This window comes from Oceanisphaera profunda, from assembly GCF_002157895.1.
In the GTDB taxonomy this organism is placed as follows: Bacteria; Pseudomonadota; Gammaproteobacteria; order Enterobacterales; family Aeromonadaceae; genus Oceanimonas; species Oceanimonas profunda.
The window spans coordinates 2976366-3000924 of the sequence record NZ_CP021377.1; the positions used below are offsets into that span (position 1 = coordinate 2976366).

The window sequence follows — 24559 nt, forward strand, 5'->3', positions numbered from 1 at the left end:
GATGTGTTGGCTAACTACACCACCTACCGCAGTTACTACGAGATTGAAAAATCGATCCTTGATAACCCTGAATTTGATACCCAAAAATCCCAGAAAAAACTGCGCGCCTTTGTGGAGCGCAGTAAAGAAAGTATTAACACCAAAGCCGAGATCATGCTGGAGCATTTTATCCCGCAAATAGTGAATAAAAAGAAGCTCCAAGGTAATCCCTTTAAGGTATTAGTGGCGTTTTCTGGCAGCAAAGAAGTGGACGGCATTGAGTACACGGAAGCCGAAATTAACGGCTTTGGCGAGTCAGAGACGGCTAAACAGTTTGATAGCGATGAGTATCGTTTGCTGGTGCTGGCCTTGAACAAAGACAAGGGCGTATCGCTAGAGTCGATTATTTCTAGGTTAGATGCTGAGTAGGATAGCGGCTAACTAAATAAAGCTCTCAGTCAGCACTGCCATTTTTCACCATAGACTGATATTAAAACACTCAGCCCCGCCCCCTTTAGTACGGGGCTTTTTAATGTTATCAATCTGGTTTTTCTTCCGCATTTCCCTCCCAGTCCTATGATTTTGTTTATCGCCTTTACGCCGGCTAATATTTCGACTACTTGCTGTTGTATGTACGCAGACTCAAGGTCAAGGTCAGACTAAGCAGTTGTTTATATTGAGACATGGCGATCTCTAATAATGAACGCTGATGGTAATCAGATCGTGTTTTTCACTCAGCCAAGTTACTCGATTTAAGCGCAGCAACGGCTTCACTTCTTGGGGGGCCTTCTTCCAGATACAGGACGTTTTTACGAGGTGGGATGGTAGTCGTACTGCCTTTTTTAAGCAGTAACGAGTGGCAGCCTTGAGTGCTATAAGCATCATAAGCAGACACTTGGTGTATTCGGTGTCGAAGAGGGTTGACTAACGTGGGGAGTATTTTGCTATCAGCCACACTTTCTAGACTCACTTCAGCAGCAATGACTTCATGAGTTTCTATCGAGTAAATGTCGTTTTATAAGTCTGGTAACCTTAGGTTTAGTGCTACGTATAGAGTGATAATTACGAGCGGCCAGCCAGCAGTCTTCCTACTTGCTGAATTATAAGGTTTATTTCTGTTGGGGATTCGCGTAATCATAGTCTCTGTGATGGCGGTTAGGTGCTTAGCCCTATAGTGCCATTGTTAGGCAAGGCGTTGGTAGGTTATCTAAATTTCAGACGAATATTTTACTTATGTACTTACGGGAACAAGCAGTGATTACTCGACTCAGTGATTTAAAACTTAATGATATTCGTGGTGTCATTTTCGATCTTGATGGCACCCTGGCCCACTCTAACCCCGATTTTGTGGGGCTGCGGGCTGAGCTTGGCATGACACCGGGTGCAGATATTTTGGCTTATGTTGATAGTCTCAGTGACGAAAGTGCGCGCCATACCGCGCTGCAAATCGTCCATGATTATGAAATACAAAGCTCGCTCACCGCGACGTGGGTGGAGGGGGCGCGGGAGCTGATTGAGTATTTGCAATCTCAATCACTGCCTTTGGCTATTTTGACCCGAAATATACCGGAAGCCGCTTTGATGACCATTAATAAATTGGGTATTGATATCTCGCTGGTGTTAACCCGCCAAGATGCCCAACCGAAACCGCACCCCGAAGGCATTCAGCTTATTTGCCAGCAGTGGCAGTTAGCTCCCGCAGATATTTTGTATGTGGGTGATTATCTGTTTGATCTACAAACCGCCCAAAATGCCGGTAGCCGCTGCGCACTCTATTTCCCTGACACTGTTCCTGATTATGCAAAAGATGCGGATCTGCTAGTGGCTTGCTATCACAGCTTTATTGAAGCGTGGAACAAAGGCGATTAAGTGTTCAGTTCTCTTTGGTCGTGCAATTGTGACCCACTTCCCTCTAAAACCCCAAACCGCTTGTACCCCCAGAGTGCGATGCCACAATGAAGATAAGTGGTAGCGGTATATTTGCTGCAGTGCTCATGGTCTTATACAGACAGCTTTAGATAGGGATGCATGCCAATGGCAAAATTTAGCTTTGATAAACTTAAAGCCTTGATAAATCCCAGTAAGAATCCAGATTTGACGGTGGCTGAAGAGTTTCAGCGGCAAAACCTGCCCACCTTGTGGCTGTTGGGTAAAACAGGGGCGGGCAAGTCTACTTTGCTGCAAGCCATCACAGGTAATTCCGCCATTGAAGTCGGTAATGGCTTTCAACCTTGCACCTTAACGGCGATGAGTTATGACTTTCCTGAATCGTTGCCCTTAATCCGCTTTTTAGATACCCGAGGCTTAGGCGAGGCAGACTATGATCCCAGTGCAGATATAGCTGAGCTGGCGAAATCCGGTAATGCGGTGGTGGTGATCATGAAGGTGGATGAACAAGAGCAGTCTGCCGTTGAAAGTGCGTTAAAGAAAATACATAAAAAATCTGATATTAAGCATTTACTGCTTATTCACACCGCAGTATTAAGCCTTGATGGTGCTGACCGTCGCCATGCCATGCAGGCTAACGAACATAAAGTCGCGAACATTTGGGGCAAAAACTTTGCATCAGTGGGCGTAGATTTTGTAGTGGAAGACGGTGAAATTTATAATTATGACTCGCTATTATCCGAATTAGCTAAGCTGCTGCCGGTGCTTGGCTTGCTCGCCGAGCATAAAGAACACGCCACTGTGGAAGAGCGCAATTTTCATCAATGTGAAAAAGAAGTGCTGTGGTATGCGGGCACGGCGGCTGCCAGTGATTTAATTCCGGTAGTGGGATTAGTTTCGGTGCCCGCCGTGCAAGCTAAAATGCTGCACAGTCTGGCGAATCAGTACGGTGTGGAGTGGAATAAGAAAACCTTTGGGGAAATCATCAGCACTTTAGGCAGTAGCTTTGCCCTGCAATATTCACTTAAATTAGCCAGCCGCCAAGTCATAAAAATTATTCCCGTTTATGGGCAAACCGTGGGCGCGGTCGCGGCAGCGGCCATGAGTTTTGGCACCACCTATGGCTTAGGCCGGGCGGCGAGCTATTATCTGTATCGAAAGAGTAAAGGCGAGCCAGTGTCGGCACCGGATATGCAGGCACTGTATAAAGAAGCATTAATGAAGGGCAAGCGAGCATCCGGTTATGAGAAAACTTAAAAGCCTTTATTTCACCTTAGCGCGGCTTTCGGGGGATCGCTGGTCGGTGGCGGTGCTGGTCTGCGTACTGCCGATGTTGATCCTGATGGGCTTTGGCATTGTACTGGCCATCAAATACGGTTATATGCTGGCGCTCTCGTTATCCATCACCCTCAGCGTGGGGCTGGTGTTTTTGATGATGTGCTTCGCTAAAGTATTGGTCGCCAAAAAGCAGCAAACTCACAGCAGCCAGCAGGGGGAGGAGGGCACTGAGAGAGTCAAGAGTATGGGCGCCGATGATGACTTGGTGGCAGCGTCGCCGGATTGGTCTAACCGTGAGCGAGCGATATGGCAAGCTACTAAAGCCTACTCAAGAGCCTTGCTGGCACACGACAGTGATTGGGTAGACATGGATAAAAAAGTGCTGCTGGTGTTTGAGCGGGTGGCTAAAGAATATAACAAGCAGTCACTGGATTTTTCCATTGCCGAGGGGCTGAAATTAATTGAGGAAATCAGTCGGCGTTATCGCTTGGTATTAAAAGAGCACATTCCGGTAGTGGAATATTTAAAAATCTCACATCTTAAGTCTGGTTATGAGGCTTATGATAAATACGGTGATTTCGGCCCCGTTCTCGTGACGGTATTAAAATCATTAAATTACGCCAAAAATATCTTTATCAACCCCGCCAAAGCGGTGTCTGATTTTATTAGTCAACAGTTTTCATCCAATATGACCAAAGGCCTTATCGATGACATGCAACTCAAGGCTAAAGAGGCATTATTAGATGAAGTGGCGTCCGTGGCCATTAATCTATATAGCAAGCGCTTTAGAATAGAGGACTTGGATGTAAAACCCTCTTCCACTCTGGAAACCGACCAAGCTCATGTGGCGGCACAATTAGAGCCGATTCGTATTGTCATTGTTGGCCAAGTGGGCGCCGGTAAGTCGTCGCTCACCAATCTCTTAAACGGTGAATTTGCAGTAGAAGTCGGAGTGCTAGCCACCACTAGTGGTCTAACGGTGTGTGAAACCCAGTTTGGCGACGCCGCCGTGAAGATTATTGACTTGCCCGGCTTAGATGGCCAAGCGGCCACCGAGCAATTAATATTTTCCGAGCTCTTAAAATCTGATCTGGTGTTGTGGGTAGTGAAAGCCAATCAACCGGCCCGAGAATTAGATAACAAGTTTCGACAGAAAATTAAGCAGTATTATGCGCAAGCCAAAAATATTTCTCGCAAAGAGCCGACCATAATTTGCATCGTTAATCAGGTGGACATGCTCAATCCGGTGCAGGATTGGCAGCCGCCTTATGACTTAACGGATCCGAGTAATCCTAAGTCAAAAATTATTAGCCAAGCGCTGGCCTATAACAAAGAGCTATTAACGCCAGACTTTACGCTAGTGCTGTCTATCTCCGATACCAAACCACATTTTGGTGTGGATGATTTAAAATTATTGCTCAATGAGCAACTGCTCAACGCTTATAACGTACAGCTCAACCGTAATCGCAAAGACGCCATTCACCAACGCGTTAAGATCCGCGAGCAAGCCCGCCGCGTAGGCCGCTCTACTAAAGTCTTAGCGCAAGGGGCGTTTAAACACCTTAAGCATAAATACACCAATCCACCTAAGTGAACTATCACTAAAACCTATTTTTGCAACGGAAGAACGCGGAAGACACGGAAAAATTAAGCTGAGATAAGATCGACGAGTGGTTACAGCGCCGAGCGCTAAGCACCAATCGCCGAGCTAACATATAAACACCTTCTTTGGTTTAGCTTGGAGCCGGGCGCTAGGCGCTTGGTGCTGCTGTTAAGATCCTTATTGTTCCGTGCTTGTTGTAAACAGAGAGTGTGGGTTCCGTTATTCTCGTATCCATGCTCCGCGTGGATATGGAGCCTTGGCCGCTCTACGGTCGGTTAGGGTTCGCTTTTGTTCTGTTGGCTGGGCATGGGCTTGAAAGCCTTGGCCGCGGAGCAGCCAGAACTGCGTTCCCACGCAGAGCATGGGAACGAGACATATTTCTGCGTTTTTCAGCGGATTCCGTTGCAAATAATCTCTAGTTTTAAGATCTAAAGCGAGATCCTGACTTTCGTCAGGATGACGGCTTAAAAATACCTGATTACGTATGAACCTCAGCCATAATGCGCCCTGTTTCGGTTTGTTCTTTGTAGCTGCCCCGTCTCTTTAATAAAGAGGACTTCGGCAGGCCAGCTCTGCTGGCTGTTACTGAGGTTTAGATTTAAACCAAAATACCAAACCGGGCCGAATAAATTGGCCCCTACAAGGTCAAAATACCAAACTGAGCCTCATATTCTTTACCTAAGAGTCGGCACATCCCTGTAACCTATTGAATTCATTAACACTGAACTTACTGAAACATAGCTGAGCTTTGTGAGTAATCAGGTAAAAATATCCCTCGATTCTGCTCCTATCATTAATAGTTACTGTCAGATCTGATCGCTATTGTTCCGTGTTCTGCCGCGGGTTCCGTTGCAGATAGAATTTTGCGCTGTGGGTTAAGAGCAAGTTCCTGATTTTCAACCGGATGACGGCTAGAGCATCGCGATAGCCTTCACACCTCACCGACTTTAGTTAGGCCGCTGGCGCGCTTTACTTGGCTGTGTAGCGCTTGTTGTAATACGGCGTCTTTGCTGTGAATTAAGGTAAATTTCTCTTTCGAACGGGTAATGCCGGTATAGATTAACTCTTTAGTTAATACCGGATTGCCATAGTCGGGTAACACTAGGGCGGTGTGGGTAAACTCCGAGCCCTGAGACTTATGTACCGTCATGGCAAACACGGTTTCTACCCCTTGTAGGCGGCTTGGTAATACCCAGCGGATGCCTTGCTCGCCATCAGGAAACGCCACTCTAAGGCCCACGCCTGGCCAATATAGGCAAATGCCAATATCGCCGTTCATCAGCTTTAAGCTGTAGTCATTACGAGTGACTAACAAGGGACGGCCTGAGTACCACAACGGTTCGCCATCGGGTAAGAGCTGCTTTTTTTGTAAAGCTTTAAAAATAAGCTGGTTGAGATTATCGATGCCAAAGGTGCCTTGGCGCACGGCGGTTAATAATTGAAACTGGTTATGGGCCACAAACACCGCCAGCGCCCAGCTATTAAGCGCGGCCACATTGGCATCAGGGTCGCTGGTAAGCTGGGGCGGGCGTTTGGCAAGGGTTAAGTAGTCTTGATAACCGGCTACTGCCAGCCGCGCTAAAGGCGCCAAATCAATAAAATATTGATTGCTGGCCGCCGGTAAGCGCAGATTATGCAAACTGTGGGATTGGCGATCAAAGATAGCGGTTAGGCTGGCGGGAGTGGCCAAACCGGAGTTGACTTGGTGAGCCAATTCACCGATGCCTGGATGAGCGCTAAAGCGATAGCTGTGGCGCAGCATGCAGGTGGCTTGCTGTAAAGCGCTGCCTTTTGGGTCAATAAATTCATCACTAAGGGATTCATTACTGAGTTGGGTGATCCAGTCTTGAGTGGTGGGCGTGTAATGAGCAACATCGGCGGTTTGGCATAAGTCACCGAGTATGGAGCCAGCTTCTACCGAGGCTAATTGGTCTTTATCGCCCAATAAAATTAACCGAGCGTGGCCGGGCAGGGCATCCACTAATTGCGCCATCATTTCCACGTCCATCATGGAGGCTTCATCCACTACCACCAGATCTGTGGGCAGGGGGTTAGTGGCGTGATGTCGAAAATGTCGGGTATTCGGCAGGCTACCCAGCAGACGGTGCAAGGTGGTGACCTCTTTGGGAATGCTGTTGCGCAGTGGCTCGGCCAAATCGCTGGGCAGTGGCAGTTGGGCCACACTGCCAGCAATAGACTCACTGAGTCGGGCGGCGGCTTTGCCTGTGGGGGCCGCTAAGTGAATTTGCAGTGGGGCTTCTTGATTGGTTAAGCGCAAGCCTTGCAGTAACGCCAACAGCTTTACCACAGTGGTGGTTTTTCCGGTGCCGGGGCCGCCGGTAATAATGGCAAAGTGGCTGCGTGCGGCCAATAAACAGGCCACCTTTTGCCAGTCGGTGGCCAGCTCCGGAACAGCAACCGTTGCGCTGACGGGTGGAAACAGTGCCGCTAATAAGCGCTGGGTGGGAGCGTTAGGCAGTGAGTGGTGCACGGCTAAGCGCAGGTTGAGTGCGGCTTTAATTTTTTGCTCATATAACCAATAACGACGTAAATACAGCAAGGGTCGCTCGGCACTGCCGGCTAATACCAGCGGCGTGTCACCGAGCTTACTGTCGCCGTCAGATGTGTCTGAGCTAATACGAGTTTCAACGGCGCCACTGGCACTCAATTCGGCCAGCCAAGCGCTGAGGCTCAAGTTGGTTAAGCGCGCACTCAATTCATCTCGGGCCTGATTTTCACTGACGCCATCGGGGGCATTTTTGACCGCAGATAATAATAACTTGGGTGCCGCCAGCGCCGCCGTTAAGTCTAAGCACACATGGCCGTGGGCATTACGCTCACTGACCAAAGCCACGGATAACAGCAATAGCTCGCTGCTGTGGGGGAGCTGCTGGGCAATAAAGCGGGCCAGCGCGAGATCCAAACTGCGCAGCGCGCCCAGTTCCACCCAAGTGGTTAATTGGCTGAGCACCGCTGGGGATGCGGTAGACATTGACGGATGGCTCACAGGCAGACTCCTTCGGTGGTATTGCTAAGCGTAGGGCTATGGCTAAATAAGGTATCAAGGGCTTCAATTAATGCTTTAGGCGGCTTATCGTGAAATAAGCCTTGGCTGGGTGCCTGCCAACCCCGTAAAAATACATACACGGCACCGCCCACATGCACGTCGTAGTCATAATCGGGTAAGCGCGCAGTCAGCTGGCGATGCAAGGCTAAAATATACAGCAGATACTGCACGTCATAGCGGTGCTCAAAAATGGCTTTTTGCATGTTTTCTTGGCTATAACTGGCGTCATCGGCGCCTAAGTAGTTCGACTTCCAGTCAATCACGTAATAGCGGCCATCTTTCTCGGCCACCAAGTCAATAAAGCCTTTGAGCATGCCATTTAAAAAGTTGCCTTTAGCTTGGGGGGCGACGGCGTCTTTTACGGTATAGGGGCGTACCAAGTTATCCAGCGCAATGGCATTGACGCTATGCACTTCTATTAAAAACTCTAATTCTACCGCAATGTGCTGGGGCGTTAACTCGCTTAGCGCAAAGCCGGTGCTCAACCAAGGTTGCAGGATAAAGTCTTTTAGCCAAGTGCTTAAGGGGGCTGCCAAGGTCTCGATATTGCGCAGTTTACAGCGGCTGGCGAGCATGGCATCTCGGCCGGCATCATCAAGGGCTGCGGCGATAAAACCGGTTAAAGCTTGGGTGTCGGGGGTGCTGCCTCGGGCCACGGCGGCCCATTCCAGCAAGCCGTGCAAGAAGGTGCCCCACTTAGGGCCACGAGGAAACAGGTGCATAAAATCATGGCTGGCCTGCTGCTCGGTACTGTGGGAGGCTAACGCGGTGTCACCGCCACCGGTTTGGCTAAGCTCCAGCAGCTGATCTTCTTGGGCGCTGGTAGGCTCATTAGGCTGCAGGTTATGCTTTTGATCGTTATCGTATTTTTGACCACCAAATTGTAGCGCCGAATAACTGGCAATCCACCAGTTACTTAAGTTGCCTAAATTGGGGGCGGGGCGTGCATCTTCGAGGGGTAGCTCTGCCAGCTTGGGTGCGGGCACATTGACGGCCTCAGGCGCAGACACTAAAGAAATGGCCGGATGCTCGGCCAAGGTGCTCAAGGCTTGCCACACCGCATCGGCATCTTTAAATTTTTTCCCGCCATTGAGCACATGGCCCAGCGCCGATCTTTCTAGCTGTGGATTTTTAGTGGTGCCCAAGGGTGCCACGCCCAACCAGAGTGCATGACTGGCGCGAGTGAGCGCCACATACAATAAGCGTAAGTCTTCTTTAATGCGTTCGTCGTTAGCCTCATCCCAGGCTTTTGGGAAGCGTTTATTATCGGAGACTTCGGTGTAGCTTCCGGTATCTCTGTGATAGGGCACTTGCTTTTGCTTGCCGTCAATATTTCGCCAACCACTGATAAACGGCAACAGCACCAGCGGAAATTCCAAGCCTTTAGACTTATGGATGGTGATAATTTTAACTCGGCGCGCATCGCTTTCTAAGCGCAATAACAGCTGCTGATCGTCTTTACCTAAATGCTCGTGGAGGTGGCGAATAAGGGCATGCTCGCCGTCGATTTGGCTGGCGGTTTGCTGTAACCATTCCCCCAAATGCAAGAGGTTGGTCAGGCTGCGCTCGCCTTTAGGTTGGCTTAATAGCCGCGCCGGCAGCTGATAGTGGGCCATCAGTCGTTGCAGCATCACCAACACTCCTTGGCGGCGCCAAATGCGCTGCCAACGGCTAAATTGCTGCATTTGCGCTTCCCACGCCAGCTCATCAATTTGCCAATGGGCCAGTTGGCTAATTGATAAGCCCAAGGTGCAGGTGCCTAAGGCCGCTTTGACTAATCGCTCATCGCTGGGCTCGGCACAGGCGCGCAGCCAATGCAGTAAGTCGGCGGCCTCTGAGCTGGCTAATAAGGCTTCGCGGTCCGATAAGAACACGCTGGGTATGCGCAGTTTATTCAGGGCATCGGTGATCAGAGCGGCTTCGCTGCTGGTTCTAACCAAAATGGCAATGTCGGCGGGGGCTAATACCTGCTCTACTCCGTGCTCACCAAAACCGGCCTGGCCGAGGGCGGCGTTATTTAACCATTCGCTGATCTGACTGGCCGCCACGTCGGCGGCGCGTTGGCGAAATAGCCCCATACTCAAGGGCGTATTATCAGTCTCATCGGCAAAATACCACAGCGTCATGGGTGCCACCGCCGCTTGCTCTGCTGACGCTTGATTAAGAAACAGCTGTTGTGCTCGGCCTTGGGCTTCTACTGCAATAAAGGGAATCGGGTTTGCTGTGTCTGGGCTATGTTGATAGCGAAAAGCGGCCTGAGGCTGTTGTTCGGCGTAAGTAAAAAAAGCATTACAGGCGTCCACCACCCCTTGAGTAGAGCGAAAGTTTTTCTTTAAGGTGTAATGGCGGCCTGCGGTAGCGCTACGTACTTGTAAGTAGGTATGAATATCGGCACCGCGAAAGCTATAGATCGACTGTTTAGGGTCGCCGATCATAAATAGTCCCTGATCGTCAGCGGTATTGGCTACCTGATAAATGCGGTCAAAAATATTGAATTGAATGGGGTCGGTATCTTGAAACTCATCAATCATGGCGATGGGAAAATTACGGCGCAATGTGGCAGCCAAGGCATAAGCATGATCACCGGCAAGTTCAGGATCCAGCGCCTGTTCAAGCTGCACTAATAAGTCATCAAAGCCCATTTGTGCGCTTTGCTGCATGCGCTTTTGAAATTCATTTTTCACCCACAGTGTCGCCTCCGCCAAAATGGCCACATTAATGGGCAACTCGGGTTGTTGGTCGGCGTGGCGCAGCGCGTTTAACTCGCCAACCAGCTCAAAGGCACGCCACGGCGCCAATTGTTGAATGGCGGCAGTTTTATTAATCCTTAACGCTCCCGGAGCAAAGTGGCACAACTTAGTGGGCTCAGAGCCTTGGTTATGTAGCCAGTCGGCTATTTCTACTAATAAGGCCGGGAACTTGGCCGCCGGAAAGGAGCTTTTATTGAGCCCTGGTTGCAGGGCCAATAGGTGTTCTTGAATGTCTGGCCAGTTATCCGCCCAGGCGGCGCGCACCTCGGCCAGCTTGTGCTCCACCGCGGTCTGATAATTCGCCCATTCCTGTAGGTTTGCCTCTAATAATGGGGACTCGGCCTGCAGTGGCTGACCAATAAAGCTAATGCCTTGGCTGGTGGGCTTAATTAAGTTACGCAACGCCGACTCTAGGGCACTGGGCGAGGAAAAAGCGGTAAGCACCTCGCGGGCTTGGGCGCTGTTCAGCCGGTAAAAATGCACCCGCCAATAGTCTTCCACCACTTCAGTTAACAGTGCGCTGCTGTCGGTGACCAGCTCCCGATTAAACAGGCCTCGGGTATCAAAGGTGTGCTCCACCAACATGCGATTACACCAGCTGTGAATAGTCGACACACTGGCTTCGTCCATGCTTTCGGCGGCCATTTGTAAACGCCAGGCACAACGGGGCCATTCAGGTTCAGGGTAATCTTGGCGCAGGGTGGCTAACAGCGCATCATCCATCAGCTCGGGCAGTTTAAAGTAGTCGGCGGCATCCACTAAACGGGCGCGAATACGGTCGCGCAACTCGCCGGCGGCCAGATCGGTAAAGGTCACCACTAAAATTTCTTTTGGGGTGAGTGGGCGCTCAAAGCCACACTGATTATTGCCTTGGCCTAAAATCAGTCGCACATAGAGCAGGGCCAAGGTAAAGGTTTTACCGGTGCCGGCACTGGCTTCAATTAAGCGACTGCCAAACAAAGGAAAAGTCAGCGGATCAAGCTGGGTGACAGATGTTTGCTCTCCCAGAGGCTGCGCAACCTGGGATGTTTGTAGTGCACTCATTGGGTGGCCTCCACTAGGGGGTGATAGACTAACTTGGCAAAATCCATAAAACGCGAGTCCTGAGTTAAACGCTCGTAATCGGGCCAGTATTGCTGCAAGGGCGGTGTCTCGGCCAGCTCCCCTTGGTTGGCGTATTGCTCGGTGCTGTGACCGCCTTCATAAACCTCTTGTGGCTTGGCCGAAGCCACCAGCGTGGCAAACGCCGTCTTGCAGGGCAGGGGCAGCAATTGATCCATGCCTGCTTGATAGGCGGACAAGATATCGAGTAACAGTGCTTGGGCGGCCTCGGCGGCCATGGCTGGCAGCACTAAGTGGGTGGCAGGGCCTAAGAGATGGGTGGCGACGGGCTGGCGCAATTGAGCAAACAGATGAACCGGCCACTGGCGTACTAAATTGTAATATTTAATGCTGTTGCCGATATGTAAGTTGCTGGCTTGCATGATCAGTCGTACATAGTCGCCCTCGCCATTATGACGAATATCCGCCACGCCATCGCTAAGCTGCAGCTCACCAAGCTGCAGCTGTTGCACCTCTATGGCTAAGTGCAGAGGATAGGCGGCTAATAATTGCTGATATTCGCTAAGCGGCGTGGTTAGCTCGTCGGTCAGCGCGGCTTGTACTAGGGTCGCAAAGGGTGCCATGGGCAGGCTGCCGGCTCGCTGCAAACTGGCCAAACCGTCGGTTAAGCTGTCGGCAATCACTAATTGCGGCTGCTGGGTTAACTGCTGGGTTACCCGTTGAATAAGCTGCTGCCTTAAACTCCAACTATCGAGCCCGTTAACACTAAATAGCTCGTTATCTTCCATCTCTTGGTCGTTATCAAACCATTGAATGCCCAGGCGATGTTGGTAAAAGTACATGGAGGGGGTGCGTAAGAAACGTCCCAGATCAACCAAGGTAATGGCCGCTTCGGGCTGCCAAGGCGCCAGTTCGGTTAATACCGCATGGGCTTGGGGTTCAAGCTGCACTGCTTGCGCCGTGCGCTGATGCAATGCCCGCCATTCGCGGGCATAGGTAAACAGCCGCGGGTCTCGGTCTTGCTCAAAATAGCGTTGGCTAAAGGGCTGTAAGGGGTGCTCTGTGGTGAGCGCGGCTAATAGATCTTGAGGTGGTTCAGCGTGCTCAACATGCTCAGTATGTTCGGTATTAGCCATCAGCTGCCAACCGGCCTTAATATGATCGCGCAATTGACTGACGATCACCGACGGCGGCCGCTCGGTATTATCGCGAATATCTCGGCCAATCCAGCTCACCACCAAGCGTTGACGGGTGGAGAGCAGCGCTTCTAAAAATAAGTAACGGTCATCTTCACGGCGCGATCTATCGCCGGGGCGATAGTCGAGGGCCATTAAGTCGAAGTCGGCAGGGCGCACATTACGCGGATAATCCCCATCGTTCATGCCCAGCAGCCACAACTGCTGAAAGGGAATGGCGCGCATCGGCATTAAGGTGGCAAAGTTAATCGAGCCGCCCAAAAACTTCTGGGTGAGGCTGGGTTGATCCAGGCCATTTAATAGCTCTTCACGCACTACCTCAATCGGCAATAACTCCTCACAGAGACCGCCTTCTTGCCAAGCGGCTTGCAGGTTTTCTAGCTGCATTTCTAAGTTAGTGACCGCCCAGTTATCCGCCGCACTGGTCTCGACAAAAAAGTCCGCCATTAGGCTTTCAATCAGGCTTAACCAGCTGGCCGGCGTGTGCTCGACTAACAGTTGCTGCTGGGCCTGTTGCAGGGCATCTAATAATAACGCCAAGGGGCCAACCAGTGCCGCTTCTAACCCCGCTACTTCTTGGTAGGGCTCTATGCCTTGCCAGCTTGCGTGGTTGCCCACCGCAAAGCCAAGTAACATGCGTTGTAAACCAAATAGCCAGGTGTTTTGTTCTAGAGCAGGCAGCTGTAATTGCTGGCGCTGGGCACCGTTTAATCCCCAACGAATATTGGCACCGTGGATCCAATGACGCAGCGTGGGCAAGTCGGCTTCAGCAATGCCAAAGCGCTCGCGCAGGGCCGGCGTATCTAATAGATCAGACAGCTCGCTCACGGTAAAACGCGATTGCGGCAAGTGCAGCAATTTTTCTAAGGCAATCAACAGCGTATTTTGACTACGCTGGCTTTGGTCTGAAATATGAAAAGGTAAATAGCGCTGATCCCGTGGCGCGTCGCTGTCGTCATTGCTGGAAAGATAACGGCCAAACACCGCTTGAATATGCGGCGCATAAATATTGATATCCGGCACCATCACCAGAATATCTCGCGGATTTAATATCTCACCCTTGGCCTTCGCCTCGGCAAAGCTGGCTAAGAGTTGGTCGTGTAAAATCTCTACTTCTCGCTGAGGGCTGTGAGCCGCCATAAATTGCAGGCTGTTATCGAGCTTAGGGTCAATCACACTGTGCCGAGCTTGACGCTCCGCCAGTGGGCATAAATTAAGAATATCCGACTGCAATTGATGCAACAGGCAGCCGTCGCCCGGCTCGCTAAATAAGTCTATTTTTTGCTGATTAAAGTGCTGGCGATAGCTATCCGGTTGGTCGTGCTCATCGAGCAGGTGTAAGAAATCTCGACCTTGTTTCCCCCAAGAGGCCAACAGCGGATGGCCATAAGCATGCAAGTCTTCGAGATTTAAATTAGCCGGCGTTTTACGCTCGGCAATGCGCCGATATTCGCGCTTTAACAGCGCCTTGCCCTCAATTAAATCCCCCCAGTAATGCTGGCTGGGGTTGGTGGCAAAAATCATCACTTGGGTAAACTTGGCGATGGCCTGTAATAGCTCCAAGGTTTGGCGGGGTAAAGAAGCAATACTGAATACGATCACCCGGCGCGGTAAGTCGGCGGGGCGATTTTCTGGAGTGTAGGCTTGGCATTCTTTAATAAACTGTTGATGTACTAAGGCGCGACTGGCCGTAGCCCAGGCGGCATCGGTGTCGCTGTTCACCTCTTGATGAATATCTTCACTTAATAGACGCCATAAACAGGCTTGCCAGCGCTGCTCTAAGGCTAAGGGCTGGCGCTGGCCGCTGGCGGTAATAATAATATCTTGGCCGGCTTCCCACGCGCTTAACCAATCGGCACGGTACAGCTGATATTGGTCGTAAAGATCCGATAAATTGGCCGCCAATTGATAGCGTCGCCGTGGGTCTTGATCCGCAGTTAAAAATCCGGCCAGCGGCCCTAGCGCTTCGGCCTGATCTCCAAGGCTTGCTTGCAGGCTGGGCCAATCTCCCAACAGCCGATAGATTCGCCACGTTAGCGGTGTTTTATCAAACGGTGAGCTGGTAGGCAGCTCGGCAAACACCGAGCGATAGGCCTGCCAAATAAAGCGCCCCGGCAACTGCACATTAAGTGCCGCCGCTATGCCTCGCCCTTGAGGATTAGTGGCCAAGGCCATTTTGAGCCACTGGGCCATGCCGTTACTTTGCACCAAGATGCATTCATCTTCTAAGGGCCTAAGGGGATGCTGGGCAAGCCAGTGCACGGCCACTTCCCGCAGGTCTTCTAAGCGGTTGCCTTGCAATACCATAAAGCCCGGAGATAAAGGCGCAAGCATAAACGGTTCCTTATTTTTTGAATAACCAGTAGGCCTGGGCGGCGATAAGCCTAAAGCCGTAAGCGGTAAGTGAAAGATAAAAATCAGCGCCAAGGGGCCAGAGTGGTAAACATTGGTCGCTTTAGTCGGCGTTAAAGCCGGGGGCGAGCACCATGGACTCCACGGCTAATAACTCATGGCGGTTAGCCAAATAAAGCGAGTGCTCAACCGGTGATAATACCGCCTGTAAAGACGCATCCACCCGCAGCGTTCGCAATACAAATCCGGCCAGAGCCTTGCGGGTGCTGATATTACACACCGGTTTATCAACCAGTCCTAAGTCCAGTTTTAGCGCGTCGGGATTGGCATGCTTAGGGTGTGGCATTAAAGTGAGCGTCACGTATTGCTGCCAGTCGAGATCGACGGGCACTGCGCTGTTAGCACCAATTTTATCTGCATCTACTGGGCTGGCGCTAAATACTCGGCTAAAGCGAAACACCCGAAAATCAGCCTCATTCACATCATAGCCACGAACATACCAAGCATCTGCCGCCTCAAAAATGGCCAAGGGGTACACGCATCGCACTTTACGCTGAGAGCTGGCCGAGTAGTAATCAATATCTATCGGCTTCCCTAACGTGAGGGCCGCGGTTATTTGGCGCACTATGGCTACCGTTAAATTACTCGATAGCGTGGGCAGTTGCGATAATTCGGATTCTCGTGCCTCACCAATAAAGCGCTCAATTTTGCCATGGGCGATAAAATTGAGTGCATCTCGTACCTGATGGCTAAACGCCGGCACAAAATCATCTGCCGCAAAGTAGGTTTTTAAACTGGCATCGTAATTGACGCGGTCGGGAAATTGCTCACGGTATTCAGACAGCGCCCGAGAAGTGGTGGCCACACTGATCTCGCCATGCAGCATTAAGTCTGCTCGGCGCAGTCGGCCGAAAAAAGCCAGATGAAAGTCGATGATAGTGAGGTGTTTTAGGGATGCGCTATTCAATGCAATCTCTTTGTTGGCCCTTACCTTTAGGCTCTTTCCTTTAGGTAAGGGCGTCAGTGCGAATAAAAATATTATGGCCAATTAAACACTAAGTTATCGGTCAATGCCATCTTGAATGGTGTTGATTAACTAGAGCTTTACGAATCAAATGACACGTGTATATTGGCATTTAAGGTTTCAAAAGGGTCTTTGTGTGAGCGGGCAAAACGGCACCACTCAACTCGCTGGCCGCTTGGTATTCAGTAGCAATTCCGACGGGCTGAAGTTTACCTGCAATAATGCATTGATGACTCCTCCTTAAAGTAATGGTGTTGATTGGTTTTTGTACAGCGTTATATTGGGTTTATAGTAGAATCGAGTCGAGCCAAGATTAAGTCATAAAAAATTGCTCTGATTAATTAAGCGGCGAGTTAAAAATTAGTATTCTAATGCTGATTTGGTAATATGTTGTTATTAACTTGTTCAACACAATTATTAAGCTACTAAAGAGTGCTAATAGACTATGGAAGGTAAAGTTTTTCAGTGGAAAGATGATAAAGGATTTGGTTTTATTCAGCCTAGTGATGGCTCTGAGCGACTGTTTTTTCATATTTCTAGCGTAAAAAATCAGTCCAATAGACCTCAAGTGGGAGATGTTGTTTTTTATGAGGCTGAGCGCGATACACAAAATAGATTAAAAGCAACCAGTGTTATAATTGGTGACAGTAAAGATTCTGCGGCATTTACCCCGCGCTATATTAAGACCTCGTCGCCCAAGAAAGGTGTTTTTGACTACCTGTTAGTGTTCACTATGTTCGCCTCTCTCAGTTTTGTTAGTTACCAATATTATCTCAGTAATGAGCTTGGTGATATTTGGTATTATGGTTTGCCTGCTGTGGTGGCTTTCTTACTTTTTAATAAGCAAAAGCAGCCTAAAGAAAAACACTTTAACTGCACGGGTTGCCACACAGTGGCCGAGTATGATCCTAGAACACTATCGGCGTGGAACGCGGGTTTTACACAACTTTACTGCAGGCAATGCCATATAAAATGGCTGAAAAATAAACCTAAATACGCGACTCAGCCAGAATATAATAGTTCTATCAGCAAGTCTGGCAGCAGCTCAGGTTGTTTAGGAATGCTGCTGGTATTGGTCTTTTTACCCATTGTCACCAGTGTGGGCTTATATCACTGGCTTATTTAATCTAGCTTTAGCATTGGCACAAATCAGTACATTGTATGTTGGTAAGCCAAGTGCCACTAAACTAAGCCTAACCTGTGACTGTCTGTGATAATCCGGTGTGAGGTAAATGATGGCTAAGTGGTTAACGGTGTGCGGCTTGTGGTGGTTGAGCGTGCTTACCGTTCCAGTTCATGCACAAGCGGGGGTGAGCTGTCGAACGGATTCTTTGGCCGTGACGCGTTGCAGCGATGGTTCAGTGTTTCGCACAGACTCCTTAGGTGTAACCCGGGATAATCAGGGTAACAGTTGGCGCACCGACTCGTTAGGGATAACGCGGGGCAGCGATGGCTCTGTATATCGCACAGACTCCTTAGGCGTAACTCGAGATAATAAGGGTAATAGCTGGCGCACCGACTCGTTAGGGGTAACGCGAGGCAGCGATGGCAGCCGCTGTCAAACCGATGCGTTGGGTGTTAAACGCTGTAAATAAGATATTGAAAATACTGCGGCAAGCACATAGCCAGTCTACATAAGCTCCGTCACTGAGCGCTGCCCTTGTAGTTTGATAATGGCGTGGCAAGATGGCGTTAATATTATTTTCAACTCGATTTAAGGAGCAAGCATGAGTGACAAGCATCAAGTGCCCGAGTATCAAGTACCTAGGGTCTGGCAGCCGCCGCAAGCAGATGACGGTAAATGGTCGCAAATCAATAGGCCGGTATCCGGCGCGACCCACGAAAAAATATTACCTAAAGGCGAACATCCACTGCAGCTTTATTCTCTGGGCACGCCCAACGGCCAAAAAGTCACCATTATGTTGGAAGAGCTGTTGGTCTTAGGCGAGCAGGGTGCCGAGTATAATGCGCACTTGATCAATATTGGCGAGGGCGATCAATTCTCTAGCGGCTTTGTGGCGATCAACCCCAACTCAAAAATACCGGCACTGCTGGATTGCTCGCTTGATGCACCGCAACGGGTGTTTGAGTCGGGCGCTATTTTGCTCTATTTGGCGGAAAAGTTTGGCCGCCTGTTGCCGACAGATCTTGGCAAACGTACTGAAGTATTAAATTGGCTGTTTTGGTTACAAGGCTCGGCGCCGTATTTGGGCGGCGGCTTTGGCCACTTTTATGCCTATGCGCCAGTAAAAATAGAGTATGCGATTAACCGTTTTACCATGGAAGCGAAGCGCCAATTGGATGTGTTGGATAAACAATTGGCTGAGCATACCTATATTGCCGGTGACGAATACAGCATTGCCGATATTGCTATTTGGCCTTGGTATGGCAATTTAGTATTAGGCCAAACCTACGGCGCGGCGGAGTTTTTAGACGTCAATGCTTACGTGCATGTGCAGCGTTGGGCGAAAGAGATTGCCAAACGTGCGGCGGTACAAAGAGGACGCATCGTTAATCGCACTTCGGCACAAGGGGGGCTGTTTGTAGAACATCGCCACAGTGCAGCGGATATAGATGCGGTGCTGAGCCGCTAGCGCTGTACGCAATACTGAATGCTTAATGTTGAATGAAAGCCAGTGCTGACGGCTTAACGGTGAAGAATTGGCATGGCGACAGTAGGGTACGGCTTTCTTTTAGCACGGCACTGAGCGCTATATTTATGCCGTCTTCCTGACGCACGTTAGGATCTCGTTTTGAGTTTTAAAACTATTTTGCTGCGTAGAATTTAGCAGGTGAAGCAGCCCCTACAAAAGTTTGTTTTTTGTAGGGGCGCTTATTTTAGATGAAGAGCATGCTACCGGTTTTGAATGCTGCACTGATTTTTTGTCCAATAAATTGGACCCTACAAAGACAAGCTACCCGAGGGTATAAACCAGAATCGGCCCGTATTGGAGGAGTAACATAATGAGCACCCATGTGACTGCTGCTTATGTAACCACAGACCATATTCGCAACCTGTTCTCAAGCGCTATGTCTGCCATGTATCAAACGGAAGTGCCTTTATACGCCACTTTGCTAAAGCTAGTGGCCAAGGTGAATCAAGCCACATTGGCCAAGCAGCCACAATTGGCCGAACAACTCAAAGCCAATGGTGAGTTGGCGCGCCTTAGTGTGGAGCGCCATGGGGCGATTCGCGTCGGTACGGCAGACGAGCTTGCTATGCTACGGCGCTTGTTTGCTGTCATGGGCATGTATCCGGTGGGTTATTACGACTTGTCTGCCGCCGGCGTGCCGGTGCATTCCACCGCCTTTCGCCCGATTGACCGTGCGGCACTGGCGCGCAATCCGTTTCGGATCTTTACCTCTTTACTGCGTTTAGATCTGATTGATAACCCACAGCTGCGTGAGCAAGCGGCGGCGATATTAGCCAAACGCGATATTTTTACTCCCAGAGTGCGCGAGCTCATTGGCAACTATGAGCAGGGCGGCTTAACGGAGCCGCAAGCCCGCGAATTTGTCGCAGAAGCACTCGAAACCTTTCGTTGGCACCCCACATCCACTGTGGATTTAGCTACCTATCAGGCGTTACAACAAGCGCATCCGTTAATTGCTGATGTGGTGTGCTTTCGCGGACCACATATTAACCACTTAACTCCGCGCACCTTAGATATTGATGAAGCGCAATTACGGATGCCCAAGGCTGGTATGGCTGCAAAGGCGCTGATTGAAGGCCCACCTCAGCGGCGCTGCCCGATTTTATTACGCCAGACGAGTTTTAAGGCATTGGAAGAATCGATTCGCTTTACGGATGGTCAAGTTGGGGCTCACAGCGCGCGTTTTGGTGAAATTGAGCAACGTGGCGTTGCACTCACCGCTAAGGGCAGGGCGCTGTATGATGCGCTACTTGCCAAGTCTGGTGAGTCTGCTCAAGCGCCGAGTGATGCTCCACTAGATAATCAGGCTCATCAGCGTCAACTGACTGTGGTGTTTACGGCGTTTCCTGACGATTTTGGCGTGCTTCGTCAGCACGATTTGGCTTTTTTTACTTATCAATTAACACCCGCTGGTTTAGCGGCGCGCGGTCGTTATTCAGTTGCTAGCTTGCCAGATAAAGAAACGCTGCTGGCTCAGGGTCTATTGAGCGCGACACCCCTTACCTATGAAGATTTTTTGCCGGTCAGTGCCGCAGGGATTTTTCAATCCAATTTAGGCTTAACGACACGCACTGAGCCGTCATTAGGTTCTCACGCAGCACCCGCCCAACAAGCAGTGCTTTCTCAGAGCCAAGCCCAGTTTGAACAAGCACTAGGTGCCTGCGTTATTGACCCATTCGCACTCTATGCCGAGCAAGAACAGGCGTCTTATGAACTAGCGATTCAGGCATTACTCGGGCGAATACCGATATAGCGTCTTGTGTTTTTGTTAACGAGGTGCGCGTTACGCCCGCACATAACTCCAGCCTTGTTGTTGGCGCTCGCTTAGGTGCAAGATGGCGGCGCTGATTTGTTGCATGTCGGCAGGTGCAGTTAAGCCTTGGGTGCGCAGGCTGTTTTGGCACAACCGCAGTCGGCTTTTAATCTCAGGATTGCTAATGGTGATAGCCTCAGGCATAGCGGGGCCGTTTACTACCAGTTCAATCTCGGCGTTCGGACTAAGCTGCAGTAAGTTGCGCACGTTAGACAGGGCGCGGTGCAGTGCTGCTATCGTGGGCGCATGAATTAAAACTTGCAGGGTGGTCATGGTCGAGTGCTCTATAGGTGTGATTAATCGATTTATGCTAAAGCGCGTACGGTTTAAAGGCGAGGGCGGATGCAATTTCCTCCCGCTTTTAACTAAAATAGACCAAGCTTGTTTTAGTTAAGTATCAAAGCGCATTTCGGGAACCAGCTCTGGCACTATAAGTTTACCGGCGGTCAGCGCTTTTATCTGCTCTACACTCACCCCGGGCGCTCGTTCTTTTAAAATAAAGGCGCCGTCATTGATTTCTAAGTAGGCTAAATCCGTAAGGACTCGCTTAATGCAGCCTGCACCGGTGAGTGGCAGTTGGCATTGAGGCAAGAGTTTAGACTCGCCGTCTTTTGAGGCGTGGGTCATGGTCACGATAATATTGCTGGCGCCTGCCACTAAATCCATGGCGCCGCCCATGCCTTTAACCAACTTACCTGGGATCATCCAAGAGGCGATATTACCCTGCACGTCTACCTCAAAGGCGCCGAGCACGGTTAAGTCCACGTGCCCGCCGCGGATCATGGCAAAGGATTGGGCCGAGTCAAAAATAGAAGCGCCGAGGCGTGCGGTCACGGTTTGTTTGCCGGCGTTGATCATATCTGCATCTAGTTTGTCTGCGGTGGGGAAAGCCCCCATGCCCAGCAAACCATTTTCTGATTGCAGCATCACTTCTATGCCAGCGGGCACATAGTTGGCCACTAAGGTGGGGATGCCAATGCCGAGATTGACATAAAAACCGTCTCTTAATTCTTGGGCCACCCGCTGCGCCATTTGTGCTCGTGTTAATGCCATAACCTGCTCTCCTTCACTTATGTGAGTCACTGCCATGTTATTTAAGCCGCAGTTAATCACTCACGGTGCGTTGCTCGATGCGCTTTTCAAACAGGCCGCAGATCACTCGATCTACATAAATGCCCGGGGTATGAATTTGATCGGGATCCAGTTGGCCGGGTTCGACCAGCTCTTCGACTTCGACCACGGTAATGCTGCCGGCGGTGGCCATCAACGGGTTAAAATTACGAGCAGTGTGGCGATAAATAACGTTGCCGTAGTAATCGGCTTTCCAGCCTTTAACGATGGCAAAATCCCCGGTGATGGCGGTTTCTAAGATGTAAGAGCGACCATTGAATTCTCGTACTTCTTTGCCCTGAGCAATGTCGGTACCAAAACCAGTGGCAGTATAAAAGGCTGGGATGCCGGCGCCACCGGCGCGTACTTTTTCCGCGAGCGTACCTTGTGGCGTGAGCTCTACTTCCAGTTCGCCGCTTAATAACAGCTGCTCAAATAGGGCATTTTCGCCCACATAAGAGGCGATTATCTTGCGAATTTGCCGGTCTTCAAGCAATAGCCCTAAACCAAAGCCGTCTACGCCACAGTTGTTAGAAACCAGCGTGAGGTTGTTACAGCCTAGGCGTTTAATTTCGCGGATCAGATTTTCGGGAATGCCGCATAAGCCAAAGCCGCCAGCTAATACCGTCATCCCATCGGTTAATCCTGCTAATGCCTCGGCGTAACTGGCTACGCGTTTATCGAAACCTGCCATAGGGCCTCCTATCTGACTTTTTGTCATTTAGCTTTTGCTCATTTAACCATAGCAACAGATGCGCTAAGGGCGCCGTTCGAGAGCTTAAAGTTGGGTGTTTTTTATCCGGCTGACCGCTATTAGACGCTATGCAGACTAAAGTATGAGAGGGCAGGTCGGATTAACAGGGTTAGGGTTGCGAGTATTACGCAGAGAAATGAGTAATTTTCTCAATGAGTTACTGCTAGTAATAAGAAGTATGCTGGGTTTTTATGTTATATTTCGTTCGTATATCGCTATTTAATTGATGGTGATAACTAGAATAACTAAATGCGCAAGGATTTGAGCGATGACAGATAACGACAATAAAGACGTGATTGCCCCCGAGGGGGACGTCAATCCCATTAACACCGATTACCAAGTAGGGCAAGATAATGTGGCCTTGCAGATAGGCCCATTTGGGTTAGATATTCACAACCGTGTATTTATGATCTCAGGATTGGCCATAGTGGCGTTTGTGATCTTAACGTTGGCCTTTCAAAATCAAGTAGCCCCGCTGTTTGCTGACTTACGGGACTGGCTCACGTCCAGCCTAGATTGGTTTTTCTTGAGCGTGGGTAATATTTTTGTACTGGTGTGTTTGGGGTTAATTATTTCTCCCTTAGGCCGAGTACGCATTGGTGGCACTAAAGCGACGCCCGATTTTACCTATGTGGGCTGGTTTTCTATGCTGTTTGCTGCCGGCATGGGCATTGGCTTAATGTTTTACGGCGTGTCTGAGCCGTTATCGCATTTTGGCACTTCATTTGGTGGCATTACCCTTGAGAACGGCGTACGCACCGATTGGGCCCCGTTAGGGGGTGCTGCAGGTGACAGTGCGGCGGCAAACAGCTTAGCCATGGCTGCCACCATTTATCACTGGGCGCTGCATCCATGGGCTATTTATGCGGTGTTGGCGTTGGGTTTAGCGATATTTTCGTTTAATAAAGGGCTGCCACTGACGGTGCGCTCGGTATTTTATCCGCTGCTGGGTGAGCGAGTGTGGGGCTGGCCTGGACATTTAATTGATGTGTTGGCGGTGATTGCCACCATGTTCGGTTTGGCAACCTCACTCGGTTTTGGTGCCTCTCAAGCCAGTGCGGGTTTGAATTATCTGTTTGATACTCCTTTGGGTACTACCACCGAGGTGGTGTTAGTGATAGTGATCACGGGCATTGCCACTATCTCTGTGCTGGCAGGTTTGGACGCCGGCGTTAAGCGGTTATCAGAAATCAACATGGCGTTAGCCGCCTTACTGTTGTTGTTTGTGATTATTGTTGGCCCTACTTTGCTGATACTGAGCGGCTTTTTCACTAACTTAGCCTCCTACGTTGAGCACTTACCGGCGTTATCTATGCCGTTTGAGCGTGAAGATGCCAACTACTCTCAGGGTTGGACCGCCTTTTACTGGGCATGGTGGATTTCTTGGTCTCCGTTTGTGGGTATGTTTATTGCTCGTGTCTCTCGTGGCCGTACCGTGCGTGAGTTTTTGGTGTCGGTACTGTTAGTACCTTCAACTGCCTGTGTGTTGTGGATGACGGCGTTTGGTAGTACTGCCATTGACCAGCTGGTGAGCAAAGGCTACGAGGCGGCAGCGAACGCGGCAGTGCCATTACAGTTATTTATTATGTTGGATGCGTTGCCACTGGCACAGATCACCTCCTTTATCGGCATTATTTTGGTGGTGGTGTTCTTTGTTACTTCATCTGACTCTGGCTCTTTGGTGATCGACACTATCGCTTCTGGCGGTAAGGTGAATTCACCTAAACCGCAGCGGGTGTTCTGGTGTGGTTTTGAGGGCCTGGTTGCCATTGCTCTGATGTTGGGTGGCGGTTTAGCAGCCTTGCAGGCCATGGCGGTCTCGACTGGCTTTCCGTTCGCCATTGTCTTATTGGTGTCGTGTGTGTCTTTAATTAAAGGTCTGATGTCTGAGCCCAGATAAAGCGCACTGAAGTAAGAAATGTGAGGGGTGAAGCGTAAAGTGTGAAGGGGAAAGCCTGCACTAAGCGCTTCGCCCCTTTTTTCTAGGACTAACGATTCTTTGCCACGGAACCCTCGGAACCCACGGAAAA

16 protein-coding genes and 1 pseudogene are annotated in these 24559 nt (G+C 50.1%); 9 read left to right on the forward strand and 8 right to left on the reverse strand.

Going from position 1 to position 24559, the window contains the following annotated elements; genetic code table 11:
- Positions 1 to 6 precede the first annotated feature (6 nt).
- Positions 7 to 408 carry a hypothetical protein gene (locus CBP31_RS13170; RefSeq protein ID WP_227875035.1) on the forward strand — a complete coding sequence of 134 codons (402 nt, stop codon included), beginning with the start codon at positions 7 to 9 and terminating at the stop codon, positions 406 to 408.
- Positions 409 to 437: 29 nt separating this feature from the next.
- Here CBP31_RS13170 and CBP31_RS15825 read toward each other — a convergent pair.
- Positions 438 to 973, reverse strand: a pseudogene (locus CBP31_RS15825) (transposase); the annotation flags it as partial.
- A 260-nt stretch (positions 974 to 1233) separates the two neighbouring features.
- Here CBP31_RS15825 and CBP31_RS13175 point away from each other — a divergent pair.
- The 3 genes from CBP31_RS13175 (at position 1234) to CBP31_RS13185 (ending at position 4738) form a co-directional block, all read left to right on the forward strand.
- Entirely contained in the window at positions 1234 to 1848 is a 615-nt protein-coding gene (locus CBP31_RS13175) for an HAD family hydrolase (protein ID WP_087038776.1), read from the forward strand.
- A 165-nt stretch (positions 1849 to 2013) separates the two neighbouring features.
- Complete coding sequence (locus CBP31_RS13180; protein ID WP_087038034.1) at positions 2014 to 3123, forward strand: YcjF family protein; 1110 nt, start codon at positions 2014 to 2016, stop codon at positions 3121 to 3123.
- A complete protein-coding gene (locus CBP31_RS13185) occupies positions 3110 to 4738 on the forward strand; it encodes a GTPase family protein (RefSeq protein WP_087038036.1) in 1629 nt (542 codons plus the stop codon). Before CBP31_RS13180 ends, CBP31_RS13185 begins: the two co-directional genes overlap by 14 nt.
- Positions 4739 to 5678: 940 nt before the next feature.
- On the opposite strand, the gene recD is transcribed toward CBP31_RS13185, so the two are convergent.
- The 4 genes from recD to CBP31_RS13205 all read right to left on the reverse strand — a co-directional run bounded on the left by recD (position 5679) and on the right by CBP31_RS13205 (position 16141).
- Positions 5679 to 7754 carry an exodeoxyribonuclease V subunit alpha gene (gene recD, locus CBP31_RS13190; RefSeq protein WP_227875036.1) on the reverse strand — a complete coding sequence of 692 codons (2076 nt, stop codon included), beginning with the start codon at positions 7752 to 7754 and terminating at the stop codon, positions 5679 to 5681.
- A complete protein-coding gene (gene recB, locus CBP31_RS13195) occupies positions 7751 to 11608 on the reverse strand; it encodes an exodeoxyribonuclease V subunit beta (protein ID WP_087038041.1) in 3858 nt (1285 codons plus the stop codon). The genes recD and recB overlap by 4 nt, the downstream gene beginning before the upstream one ends.
- Positions 11605 to 15156 carry an exodeoxyribonuclease V subunit gamma gene (gene recC / locus CBP31_RS13200; RefSeq protein ID WP_227875037.1) on the reverse strand — a complete coding sequence of 1184 codons (3552 nt, stop codon included), beginning with the start codon at positions 15154 to 15156 and terminating at the stop codon, positions 11605 to 11607. The genes recB and recC overlap by 4 nt, the downstream gene beginning before the upstream one ends.
- 121 nt (positions 15157 to 15277) lie before the next feature.
- Positions 15278 to 16141, reverse strand: a complete 864-nt coding sequence (locus CBP31_RS13205; RefSeq protein ID WP_087038043.1) for a helix-turn-helix transcriptional regulator — start codon at positions 16139 to 16141, stop codon at positions 15278 to 15280.
- A 502-nt stretch (positions 16142 to 16643) separates the two neighbouring features.
- Between CBP31_RS13205 and CBP31_RS13210 the strand changes: the two genes are divergently transcribed.
- The 4 genes from CBP31_RS13210 to hglS all read left to right on the forward strand — a co-directional run bounded on the left by CBP31_RS13210 (position 16644) and on the right by hglS (position 20605).
- Positions 16644 to 17324, forward strand: a complete 681-nt coding sequence (locus CBP31_RS13210) for a cold shock domain-containing protein (protein WP_087038045.1) — start codon at positions 16644 to 16646, stop codon at positions 17322 to 17324.
- Positions 17325 to 17430: 106 nt separating this feature from the next.
- Entirely contained in the window at positions 17431 to 17793 is a 363-nt protein-coding gene (locus CBP31_RS13215) for a hypothetical protein (RefSeq protein ID WP_227875038.1), read from the forward strand.
- Positions 17794 to 17925: 132 nt separating this feature from the next.
- Complete coding sequence (yghU, locus tag CBP31_RS13220) at positions 17926 to 18792, forward strand: glutathione-dependent disulfide-bond oxidoreductase (RefSeq protein ID WP_087038047.1); 867 nt, start codon at positions 17926 to 17928, stop codon at positions 18790 to 18792.
- Positions 18793 to 19162: 370 nt separating this feature from the next.
- Positions 19163 to 20605: a 2-oxoadipate dioxygenase/decarboxylase HglS gene (gene hglS, locus CBP31_RS13225; RefSeq protein ID WP_087038049.1), complete on the forward strand. Its 1443-nt coding sequence runs from the start codon at positions 19163 to 19165 to the stop codon at positions 20603 to 20605.
- A 30-nt stretch (positions 20606 to 20635) separates the two neighbouring features.
- Here hglS and CBP31_RS13230 read toward each other — a convergent pair whose 3' ends face one another.
- The 3 genes from CBP31_RS13230 to CBP31_RS13240 all read right to left on the reverse strand — a co-directional run bounded on the left by CBP31_RS13230 (position 20636) and on the right by CBP31_RS13240 (position 22469).
- Positions 20636 to 20938, reverse strand: a complete 303-nt coding sequence (locus CBP31_RS13230) for a DsrE family protein (protein WP_087038051.1) — start codon at positions 20936 to 20938, stop codon at positions 20636 to 20638.
- A 117-nt stretch (positions 20939 to 21055) separates the two neighbouring features.
- On the reverse strand, positions 21056 to 21718 hold the full coding sequence (locus CBP31_RS13235) for a CoA transferase subunit B (protein ID WP_087038053.1): 663 nt from the start codon (positions 21716 to 21718) through the stop codon (positions 21056 to 21058).
- 52 nt (positions 21719 to 21770) lie between these two features.
- On the reverse strand, positions 21771 to 22469 hold the full coding sequence (locus CBP31_RS13240) for a CoA transferase subunit A (RefSeq protein WP_087038055.1): 699 nt from the start codon (positions 22467 to 22469) through the stop codon (positions 21771 to 21773).
- A 328-nt stretch (positions 22470 to 22797) separates the two neighbouring features.
- Here CBP31_RS13240 and CBP31_RS13245 point away from each other — a divergent pair, with 328 nt between their 5' ends.
- Entirely contained in the window at positions 22798 to 24429 is a 1632-nt protein-coding gene (locus CBP31_RS13245; protein ID WP_087038057.1) for a BCCT family transporter, read from the forward strand.
- Positions 24430 to 24559 lie beyond the last annotated feature (130 nt).

Excerpts from the sequence above, each read along its gene's own strand:
- CBP31_RS13180 (WP_087038034.1), top strand. The coding sequence starts at position 2,014 with ATGGCAAAATTTAGCTTTGATAAACTTAAAGCCTTGATAAATCCCAGT.
- CBP31_RS13185 (WP_087038036.1), top strand. The coding sequence starts at position 3,110 with ATGAGAAAACTTAAAAGCCTTTATTTCACCTTAGCGCGGCTTTCGGGG.
- recB (WP_087038041.1), bottom strand. The coding sequence starts at position 11,608 with ATGAGTGCACTACAAACATCCCAGGTTGCGCAGCCTCTGGGAGAGCAA.
- recC (WP_227875037.1), bottom strand. The coding sequence starts at position 15,156 with ATGCTTGCGCCTTTATCTCCGGGCTTTATGGTATTGCAAGGCAACCGC.
- CBP31_RS13210 (WP_087038045.1), top strand. The coding sequence starts at position 16,644 with ATGGAAGGTAAAGTTTTTCAGTGGAAAGATGATAAAGGATTTGGTTTT.
- CBP31_RS13215 (WP_227875038.1), top strand. The coding sequence starts at position 17,431 with ATGATGGCTAAGTGGTTAACGGTGTGCGGCTTGTGGTGGTTGAGCGTG.
- yghU (WP_087038047.1), top strand. The coding sequence starts at position 17,926 with ATGAGTGACAAGCATCAAGTGCCCGAGTATCAAGTACCTAGGGTCTGG.
- hglS (WP_087038049.1), top strand. The coding sequence starts at position 19,163 with ATGAGCACCCATGTGACTGCTGCTTATGTAACCACAGACCATATTCGC.
- CBP31_RS13230 (WP_087038051.1), bottom strand. The coding sequence starts at position 20,938 with ATGACCACCCTGCAAGTTTTAATTCATGCGCCCACGATAGCAGCACTG.
- CBP31_RS13235 (WP_087038053.1), bottom strand. The coding sequence starts at position 21,718 with ATGGCATTAACACGAGCACAAATGGCGCAGCGGGTGGCCCAAGAATTA.
- CBP31_RS13240 (WP_087038055.1), bottom strand. The coding sequence starts at position 22,469 with ATGGCAGGTTTCGATAAACGCGTAGCCAGTTACGCCGAGGCATTAGCA.
- CBP31_RS13245 (WP_087038057.1), top strand. The coding sequence starts at position 22,798 with ATGACAGATAACGACAATAAAGACGTGATTGCCCCCGAGGGGGACGTC.